The sequence below is a fragment of the Telluria sp. ZT3P25 genome, assembly GCF_059685895.1.
Map to the genome: position 1 here is coordinate 1 of NZ_JCASIJ010000009.1, position 8,852 is coordinate 8,852.

General features: G+C 52.2%; 10 protein-coding genes. 2 read left to right on the top strand and 8 right to left on the bottom strand.

What is annotated here, in order from left to right; all coding sequences use genetic code 11:
• Positions 1–551 precede the first annotated feature (551 nt).
• Together AC56LY_RS24375 and AC56LY_RS24380 are read right to left on the bottom strand one after the other, a co-directional pair.
• The gene (locus AC56LY_RS24375; protein WP_499583703.1) at positions 552–2,126 is read right to left on the bottom strand and encodes a hypothetical protein; all 1,575 of its coding nucleotides are present in this window, start codon (positions 2,124–2,126) and stop codon (positions 552–554) included.
• A gap of 69 nt (positions 2,127–2,195) precedes the next feature.
• Positions 2,196–2,420, bottom strand: a complete 225-nt coding sequence (locus tag AC56LY_RS24380) for a major coat protein (protein ID WP_499583704.1) — start codon at positions 2,418–2,420, stop codon at positions 2,196–2,198.
• 30 nt (positions 2,421–2,450) lie between these two features.
• Here AC56LY_RS24380 and AC56LY_RS24385 point away from each other — a divergent pair, with 30 nt between their 5' ends.
• The gene (locus tag AC56LY_RS24385; RefSeq protein ID WP_499583705.1) at positions 2,451–2,654 is read left to right on the top strand and encodes a hypothetical protein; all 204 of its coding nucleotides are present in this window, start codon (positions 2,451–2,453) and stop codon (positions 2,652–2,654) included.
• 156 nt (positions 2,655–2,810) lie between these two features.
• Here AC56LY_RS24385 and AC56LY_RS24390 read toward each other — a convergent pair whose 3' ends face one another.
• Positions 2,811–3,137 carry a hypothetical protein gene (locus AC56LY_RS24390; RefSeq protein WP_499583706.1) on the bottom strand — a complete coding sequence of 109 codons (327 nt, stop codon included), beginning with the start codon at positions 3,135–3,137 and terminating at the stop codon, positions 2,811–2,813.
• Between the two features lie 125 nt (positions 3,138–3,262).
• Here AC56LY_RS24390 and AC56LY_RS24395 point away from each other — a divergent pair, with 125 nt between their 5' ends.
• A complete protein-coding gene (locus tag AC56LY_RS24395; RefSeq protein ID WP_499583707.1) occupies positions 3,263–3,547 on the top strand; it encodes a hypothetical protein in 285 nt (94 codons plus the stop codon).
• Here the strand turns inward: AC56LY_RS24395 and AC56LY_RS24400 are convergent.
• The 5 genes from AC56LY_RS24400 to AC56LY_RS24420 form a co-directional block, all read right to left on the bottom strand.
• Positions 3,544–5,154: a protein rep gene (locus AC56LY_RS24400; protein ID WP_499583708.1), complete on the bottom strand. Its 1,611-nt coding sequence runs from the start codon at positions 5,152–5,154 to the stop codon at positions 3,544–3,546. The genes AC56LY_RS24395 and AC56LY_RS24400 overlap by 4 nt on opposite strands.
• Positions 5,155–5,606: 452 nt before the next feature.
• Positions 5,607–5,870 (bottom strand): hypothetical protein, encoded by a 264-nt coding sequence (locus AC56LY_RS24405; protein WP_499583709.1) that lies wholly within the window; start codon positions 5,868–5,870, stop codon positions 5,607–5,609.
• Between the two features lie 76 nt (positions 5,871–5,946).
• On the bottom strand, positions 5,947–7,233 hold the full coding sequence (locus AC56LY_RS24410; protein WP_499583710.1) for a type II secretion system protein GspD: 1,287 nt from the start codon (positions 7,231–7,233) through the stop codon (positions 5,947–5,949).
• The gene (locus AC56LY_RS24415) at positions 7,230–8,399 is read right to left on the bottom strand and encodes a zonular occludens toxin domain-containing protein (protein ID WP_499583711.1); all 1,170 of its coding nucleotides are present in this window, start codon (positions 8,397–8,399) and stop codon (positions 7,230–7,232) included. The genes AC56LY_RS24410 and AC56LY_RS24415 overlap by 4 nt, the downstream gene beginning before the upstream one ends.
• On the bottom strand, positions 8,399–8,852 hold a 454-nt coding region (locus AC56LY_RS24420), incomplete at its 5' end, for a hypothetical protein (RefSeq protein WP_499583712.1). The genes AC56LY_RS24415 and AC56LY_RS24420, both read right to left, overlap by 1 nt.

Here is an 8,852-nt window from a genome sequence, read left to right on the forward strand (position 1 = left end):
CTACTCGACAAAAAGCTCCCTACGGTTCGATATCTCTCGGAAACATGTTCGGCGGCTTAATGCCGCTGTCACATGTCCCCGACAGATATCTGAGCTAATGGCTACTCAAAACCCACGATACGCAAATACAAAATCTGATCTAGAAAGCAAACGATATATAAACTTTACGGCGTGGTCTTTAGAGGGGGCAGTTGGTGGACGTGAACCAGTAGGGTACAAAGCCTAGTGACGGACTACCCGCTAAAACTTTAGTAACATGTCGCTCCCGCTCCGTTACGTCACTACTTCGGGGGGTTTTACTTCAAAATCCACCGCCGATTTATCATATCCCTAAAGATTTTGCCCTACGGGCCGCTTGTGCTTTACCTATCCAACCCCGCTGTGGTGGTCTTATGTCAGTAGGTCTCGGAAATCTTCGATTTCCTCCACCTACTGACATTGGAGACACTACCTCTATGATCGAGAAAGAGCCAGACGCTGGTGGGTAATGACCTTAGGCATCACAAATCTTCGATTTGCTCAACCTAACGTCATCTTATTTAGGTTAGTGGTTAAGCCTTCAAAGCAGACTGCACCTGGTGAACACATCCGAGGATGCAGAAGAAGGCAATAACGCCGCTAATGAACTGACTAAACGTATCCACGTAACCGCAGATGGGAAATTTCACTGTTCCAGTCCCCAGGGGAACCGGAATATCTGGATTCACACATGCAGTAGTAGGGACAGAGGGAAACCAGTTCTCCACATTGACCGTTTCAGGCGTGATGCCAGCTACTACACCTAGTCCCTCTGCGTTTTTAGCTTGAATAGACTCCATCTCTGCATTTCCGTCAGGTAGCTGAGTAGTAATCGGCTTATTCCAACTCTTTATCTCGTCCAGAATAGATTTCTGAGTGACTTCACGATTGTAGTCGTCAGGTATCTTGATCTTTTCCCCTTCCACAGCGGGAGCACTAGGAAGATCAACAATTGGAGGTGTATTAGGAGTAACAGAGGGTTTCTCCGGCGTGGCAGTCGTGTTGGTTATAGTCGTGGTTGTAGTAGTCACATTCGTGACGTTGTTAGTTGTCGTGGTAGTGGTGGTTATTTTAGTGGGATAAGTGATCTTGGCATCCCCGATCGTCTTCCCATCAACTTTAGGCGTAACAACTACGTCAGTCAGCGTAAAGACATTATCTATACTCCCGTCTGGTTTAGGCACTTGAGTAGTTGTCGAGGTGCTAGGTGCGGAAACAGCAGGAGGTGTTTCAACCGCGACTTGGTCATTAGACGTAAACATGGGAAAGCCAGCGTTACTAGCAGCGTCGAAGCTTTGACCAATCCGAGTAGGATTGCCGGTAATAGCCTTCTCGATGGCATTACCCATTTCTTCTTCACTGGCTTGACGATCAGGTCCAGGCTTACTACAAACGCCAGCGGTTTGTGTGTAACCAGCTGGGCATACAGCTGCACCAATATACTTGTAACTGATAATGACGGTCTGTGAAACACCTGTAGCGACAGTGATAATCCCACATCTAGCAGTTTTTCCATCAGCACCGGGATAGAGCTTATGGCCCCATCTTCCAGGGGATTGAATAGAAAGCGGGTGAACAGCTACAGCAGCTTTACAGTGGTTATCAAGGCCACCATTGACAATCTCGGGTGGATTAGTGGCGGGACTGGTTACTTGCCAGGCCGATTCACCATCTACGGGAACAACCTCGGCATCCCCAGGAATACAGAAAAATTGTGGGGGTGGACAGACCTTGATACCGGACTGTTCGGCTACCCAGGGAATGACCATTGATGCTATGCCAGCGAAACTGCCCCAGCGCACAGCTCGGGCAACGACACCAGCGATGCGGCCAGCGCTAACAGCAGCAGATGCAGCCTCGGAAATTGGGATTGTGACGCCTGTTGCAGTAGAAACCGTACCGACCGCACGAGCTGCGACGGTTACACCGGTACCGGTCGTGGTACGACTGGTGACACCGGGCGTGCGACGGATGATGTCGTTAATGATGCGCGTAGTACTGGCTGTGCCAGTGGACCCAACGGAAGGAGCCGCGATCACTTCACGGGGCGAGATACCCGCGATGACCACCATGACCAAGACGGCCAGAAATTGCAGCCAATGTTTCATAGCTACCCTATGAGGTAAACGAAAAAGAGCCTCCGAAGAGGCCCCAAGGCTAGAGCCTGGTCGGACAGCTTACTTAGCCGCGCCGAACGATTTCTTCATCATGCGAATGCCCCAGAAACCGGCCGAGACCAGGATCGCCACGGTGAAGGCCGCAGCGATATAGGTGGTTGCTTTCGTGCCGAGCGAGGTAATGGCATCGACGCCTTGGTCGGCGCCAGCCTGGGCCATTGCGTTACCCGTGGTGACGAGTGCCAGAGTGGCGATGCCGGATGCCTTCAAGGCTGCTTTTTTCATTGCTGCGTTCATTTGGAAAATCCCTAGTAGATGGCGTTATTAGAATCCCCGGTTGCCAAGCCGGCGAAGCATGAAAAATTAGTCGATGGACTCGATTGCTTTGCGGCCGATACGGATGATCGAGCCGGCGGCATATCCAATCCCGAAAGCCGAGAGGCAAGCGCTAATGGCGACAGTCATAGTGATCTCCATTACATCGACTTCCAGCGCTTGGCCATGAACCTAAAAAAGTGAATACAGGCAACGAACGCGGCTACCACTAGAAGAACAGGCCATGTCTTCGACCAGAGAAGCGCGTACATGCTCATCGTTGCTGTCCCGCGATCCAGCCCAGGGCAAAGCAGCCGACGACAGCCACACCCAGGAGCAATTCAGGCGAAACGGTCACGATCAGGCCGCTTTCGGGACGGCAACAGGTGGGAAGATTTTGGGATTCGACAGGAAGCGGAAGCCGACAACGGTAGCAGCTACCGTGTTGCCTTTACCTGGACGCATCTTGATGTCGACATCGAACAGGCCGGGCAGCTCATGCTTCATGATCTCCTCGAAGACAGCAGGCTCAACAAGCACTTTCATAGGCTTGCAACCCTTTTCTTTTTCGGACGAGACGCGGTACTCGTTGGACATCCACAGCTGGTGGAGGTTTTGGACTTCGCCAGTCTTAGAGTCTGGAATTTCGTATTTGTCGGCTGACAGGATGAGAGCGATATCGGACATTTTTTTTATCCCTAGTGATTATTGGTGTGAATCAAGATTAGACCGCACCAAACCCCGGCCCAATGCCCGAGAATGTATCTCCATCTGTTTACCCATGTCAATGCCCATTGACAGCCGACAATCGCATGAAAACAACACTTGATTACCTAAACCAAGTGATCAAAAAACAAGTCAGTATCGAAAATGACAATCAGTTGGCTACGTACCTGGGCATCACGCGACAGGCCATTCACCAGTACAAACAAGGTCAGAACATGTCTGTTTTGGTAGCAATAAAGGTAGCTTATGAGCTTGAGATACACCCGTTGGAGACGGTTTCAGCCACGATGTTCGCGCAGGCTAAGACCGATATCGAACGGGATTTTTGGCGGGAGCAATACGAGCGGATAACGGTAACTAACCGAATTTAATTCGACCTGGTGGACTCAAAAATCGACTGCAGGAGCAGTTCTTCAGCTGCGATCGGCGAATTATCTTCGGCCACCAGCGGTCCAGCATAGCCATGTTCGAGCAGCTGGAGATAGGCAACTACGGCATCATGACCACCGCTTTCGGCACGCTCAAGGAGCACTTGCCGAACATCGGATTTCTGGTGGAGTACCAGCTTCCACTGGTCAGGTGTGATCTTGACGATTTCGCGCGCTTCTTCGCATTCCTCGACAGCTAGTTCTTCATCGGTCTTTTGATCGATACCGAAAATTTGCTTGAGTCCGTCAGACCAGATAATTTGCCGTTTGTTGTAAAACGCCTTGGCGAACTGGACAAAGAGACCGCCGAAGCGCTTGTGAGCGTGACCATCTTCGCTGCCCTCGTGATACGCACGCAGCAAGTCAAAGGGGGTCATGCTCTTGAGATTGCCGGTCTTCGTGTGCTGCTTGGCCAGCTCGGAGCCAGCGCCCCAGCGGGGTTCGCGTCCGAACTTGGCGATGTACTCGGCAGATGATTCCATCCAACGCACGTCGACGCCATTCTTGCGGTTAGGCAGCGGCAGGCCCACAGCCTTGCAGGCGCGATGCCACAGTTTGAACAGCTCGGAGCGCATGGATTCGATTTTGCGAGCCGTGAGGGCCTTCTCCGTGAGCCACAGGCCATGTTCATGAGGATGCCACCCATTAGCGTCGCCGTATGTAACCTCAAGAGCGCGGATATCGCCTACATGCCCGGTTGACACCTTCAAATCCTTGTATGCACGCCATTCACGCATCTTGATCTTGGCGGCAGCGAATTTCTTGAGCCAGTCGACCAGGTCGTGGTCCCGCTTATGTGACGCTGTCAGCGTCACCAGGTAAAGCCCGCCACCCTGTTGCTTGTGCATGTCCGTTGCGGCCACGATCTCATTCTTACGACGTTCAGAGACCTTGGCGGCGCAAGGTGGGCAGGTCCAGACGGAACCGCACACCATCAAGCCTGAGAAATGGGCCTTTTTGATCTTCGCCGAGTACATGATGGCTACTTTGGGAGCGATTTTTCTACGAGTGCAACCAGACACGCGCCATTGCGTACCGCGCGGCGTTTTTTCAGACGCCAGGAGCCGCCCAGCGCTAGATTGAGCGGAAAAACGAGCTGCTCGGGCATTGATCGCGGCAAATTCCGAGTAGATTTCAAAGACGGATTCGCCACGCCGTGAGACGACCCTAAGTCTTTGAATTTCCCCAGTATTTTGGTCAATTTCCTCACGAAAAATGGCCTGTGATTCCGTGTTGTTACCAAGCGGCTGCTGCGCCGCCTCACCCGCCCCCGCTTGCGCGTCGTCGTGCAAGGCGTCTAGCACCCGTTTCTGGCGCTCCAGGCTGCGAACATAGGACCCAAAACCTGATTGCCTGATCAAATCCGGAGTGGAAAGGGCACGTTGCTTAATGAGGAACTCAGCACGTTTCTTTTCCCGACTCTCTAGCAGGCGAAGATTCCCTGATGCAATACTTGCAAGAGTGGCCGCATCATGGCGAGCGGTTACAATCTCTGCCACAAGGGATGGTTCTAGCGTTCGTGGACGCTTGACTTTGGAGGATTTTTCCAACAAAATTTGCTCACTCTTGAAACTGACCGTTGAAAGAGAACTGCTACAAAGGGGCCGATCTGCAAATCGGTCCTTTTTTTTTGCCTGGAGCTGCAACCCCGTACCGGCGTAAAAAGGATTCCCGTCTGTTACCTGGCGACACTGTAAATTGTGTCAATGGGCATTGTCAAACTTGGTGTGTCTGACTTATCCCATGAGCAATACGATTGCTCAAATGTTGTAATTCCGTTACCTGTGAAATGAAGCCAGCTAGAAGGCCACGCTGGTCAGGGGGACGACTGTTTTCTTGCGTTATCAGATCATCGAAGATCGCCATTCTTGTCAGCACACACTCATGCAACAAGCGTAGGTCCTGCGGGTCAAGTGTCATAGAAGTGGGAGCTCTGTCTTATTTGCAACAGATCATGGCCTAGCCATTCCTAAAAATCAACGGTCATGACACAGAAACCCCATCAACGTTTCCTCAAGAACCGATCACGGAGAGCCTTGTCGAACGCTTCCCCTAACGTCAGGTCCTTGAATTGCACATGCTTTTTTATCGCCTCCAAAACGTCGGTGGAGATAGTTACAGATACCTGTTTCTTGCCCTCTGCCTCCAACCGATCACGTTTAGCTTTTGACCTGGCGGCGTTATCGAGAGCCTTACCTGATGCGGGGCGACCAGGTCGTTTTGGCACTCCGGGCAATTCGATAGTCGCATCATCTTTACGAGTCATTACAGTCTCCATTTGAGAGTGTTTATTATACGTGGCATGACACGGTAATAGTGTGTTTTTTCGTGTCATGCCACGGTTATTTTACGAGACTATCAGGTGATGATGGCAATACCCTGGCCGAGAGGACAAGTACTAAATCAGTTTTTGAATCTGTAGCCGACTTGTTACCCCAGGAATCTGGCAAGAAGGAGAAGCCAGCGTTAGCACCGGAGGACTTAGAGTCATCAAGGCCGCCGATAACGAGCACCTGACCATCCTCGATAGACACAGAAGTTTTGATTTGCCGCTTGACGAGGGTAGGAGAGCCAGCAACGCCATTGGTAGTGGATTGGAAGCTGGACACCTGGCCGTCGACAACGAGAGAAAGTCGGCCGGAACCGAGGACACGAGGCAGCACGTCAAGGATCACGCCGGATGGACGATAGACCACGTTCTGTATAGCGTTGCCAGACTGATCGCGGCTGGTACTAGATATCGTGGGTGTCTCGTCGCCTACCGACAATGAAAGCTGTTGAGCATCATCACCGACCAATCGGGAGTTAGAAACCTGGCGAAAGCGACCGTCAGACGCCAGAGCATCGAGCACCATCTCATAGCGGCCAGCACGGATGGCAACGCGGCCCTGACCAGGAAGAATAGAAACGCCGCCCAGCTGGTTACCAATCGTGTCAGCAACCAGCGACAGGCCGCGAGCGGAAGCACCACTACGGGTCACCTCAACAAATGATGCGGACACTTCCACCACCGCGGCAGACACATCCAGTTGCTCGACCAACTCCAAAACGGTTTTGATCCTATCAGCAGGTGCGGCGATCGCAAGCAGTGTGCCACCAGCTGGTCGCGCAAACGGCATTCCGAAGACAGCGTTTATAGCCTCTGCAACGAACGAGACAGTGCGATTTTTGACGGTAACCACTTCGACCTTGTCAAACACCGGCGCCGGCACGACAGTCTTGTCATCGGCAGGCACGGCAGCACCATCTTTGGAAAGATTTTTCTCAGGCATAGAAGCCGCAGGCATTGGCTCACTTGGCTCGATGGTATCCACAGAAGCTACGGATTCAAGAAAGTAGACGCCGCCACGCTGCGTGGACTTAACACCGTGGGACCTCAGTACATTCTCTACAAAGGTAGGCACCTGGTCCGCGTCGATACCCTTAACGCTGATCGTGATCTTTTTGCCGCTAGTGACCAGGTCGCTAGAGATAACGAAGTCACGACCTAGCAAATTACGATAGGTAGCTTGCGCAAAGTCCATCAGTGGCACAGAGGTAAAAGCGAACGATACTGGCTCTGCCCAGGCTCTAGGGGCAAGAGCACAGAAGAAGGCAAACAGCAGGCACCAGGATAAACGACGCATCATGGCCGATCCCCAGTCACAGTAACGCCACCATCGATCACGGCACGCCAGGTTCCGTCACCGTTAGTAGTGAACTCGGTAGGGACCACGACACGCCCATCTTCCAGAATGACGCTTACATCGCCAGAGCTGCGCAGGAAGCCCAGGGCAACAGGTGGTTTTTTGGGTTCACCAGAGGCAGGAACCTTGGCCTCGGATTGGGCTACCGGTTGCGGCTGGCCGATCCCGAAAAAGTAGGAGCCACCGACGCCAATAGCAAGACCAAGCAGCAACGAGATAACGAGGAATTTGGACATGTGAGGGTGAGGAGGTTTAAGCGGTTGCGCCCTTCCCTGGAGCAGTACCAGGTCAAGCGGGCCGGAACGAATAGGGCCGACGAAATCACGAGGGATACCCACCTTGGCGGATAGGTGCCAGGAAGACAGTAGACAGTGCGTCTCGTGAGGATAGGTATCTGAGAAAACTTGCGTGGTGTTGTAGGCTTTTTGGAGGTCGTCACCGCGAAACATCCAGCGATCCGCGACCAGGCCGTCAGGGTTGCTACCCAGGCGAACGACGCCGACATGCAAGCGTGGCAAATTGCCGTTGAGCGCTCCAGCACTCAGGCCCTTGACCAGGTCGGAAACGACTGGAACGCGCAACTTATCGAGCCGAGTAAATCTGACAACGTACTCAAACATCGCCTCACGAAGCTGTTTATCAACTTGTGAAATGTTCTGCATGATGAAGTAGACGTCCCAACCGTATTTCCGGGCGTGAATCATCCACTCAAGCAGATCCGTTCTACCTTTTTCGGCATAACTACGGGTGTTGAGCCAGGACCCACATTCATCAAGGAACAACGCACCGTTATGCGCTTCATCGAAGCCAGGAAGAAGGCTACGGGACGTATCAGGTGCAAACGCCTTCCATATGCCTTTTTCCATGACCAGGTGAGGCTTGAAGTCGATGAAAGGGTTACCACTGCCCATCATGTAGAGATCGGTGGCAGAAGGCTTGTCAGGAAGCCGGGTGTACGATTCCTTTGACCTCTCATCCACCAGGTGTTCCATGAACAGGTCGATGTTGCCAGCAACACGTTTACCTGCGCGCAGATATTCCCTCGCCTTCATGACAGCACCCTTGCCCTTGCCGCCGCCCAGCTTACCAGTAATAGCGTAGACAGCCATTAGATGCTGATAATCATGTTGATGGCCTTCTTCTTGATCACATACAACTGGCAGATGATCCAGACAGATATATAACAGCCAACGGAAGATAAGGTAACAGCGTTAAAAGAAATACTGAATCCCATTCCAACAGCCGGGCTAATACTGGAAAGGTTGGTTATGGAAGCTGCACAGACACCGCTAACGCAAGACATCATAGCTGTGGTCAGAGCAAGCATGAGCGATATAGCCACTGCCCACGCGGCGAGCCTTGCGGCTTTCTCAAGGATGAAAAAACGCGCAAACAGTTTTAAAGCAGCGGTGAAGATAAGTCCGAGAAAACTTGCTAACAATGGCATAGAAACTCCGTCAGTTGTGGAGGGGCAAAGCCCCCTACGATTCGATATCTCTCGGAAACATGTTCGGCGGCTTAATGCCGCTGTCACATGTCCCCGACAGATATCTGAGCTAATG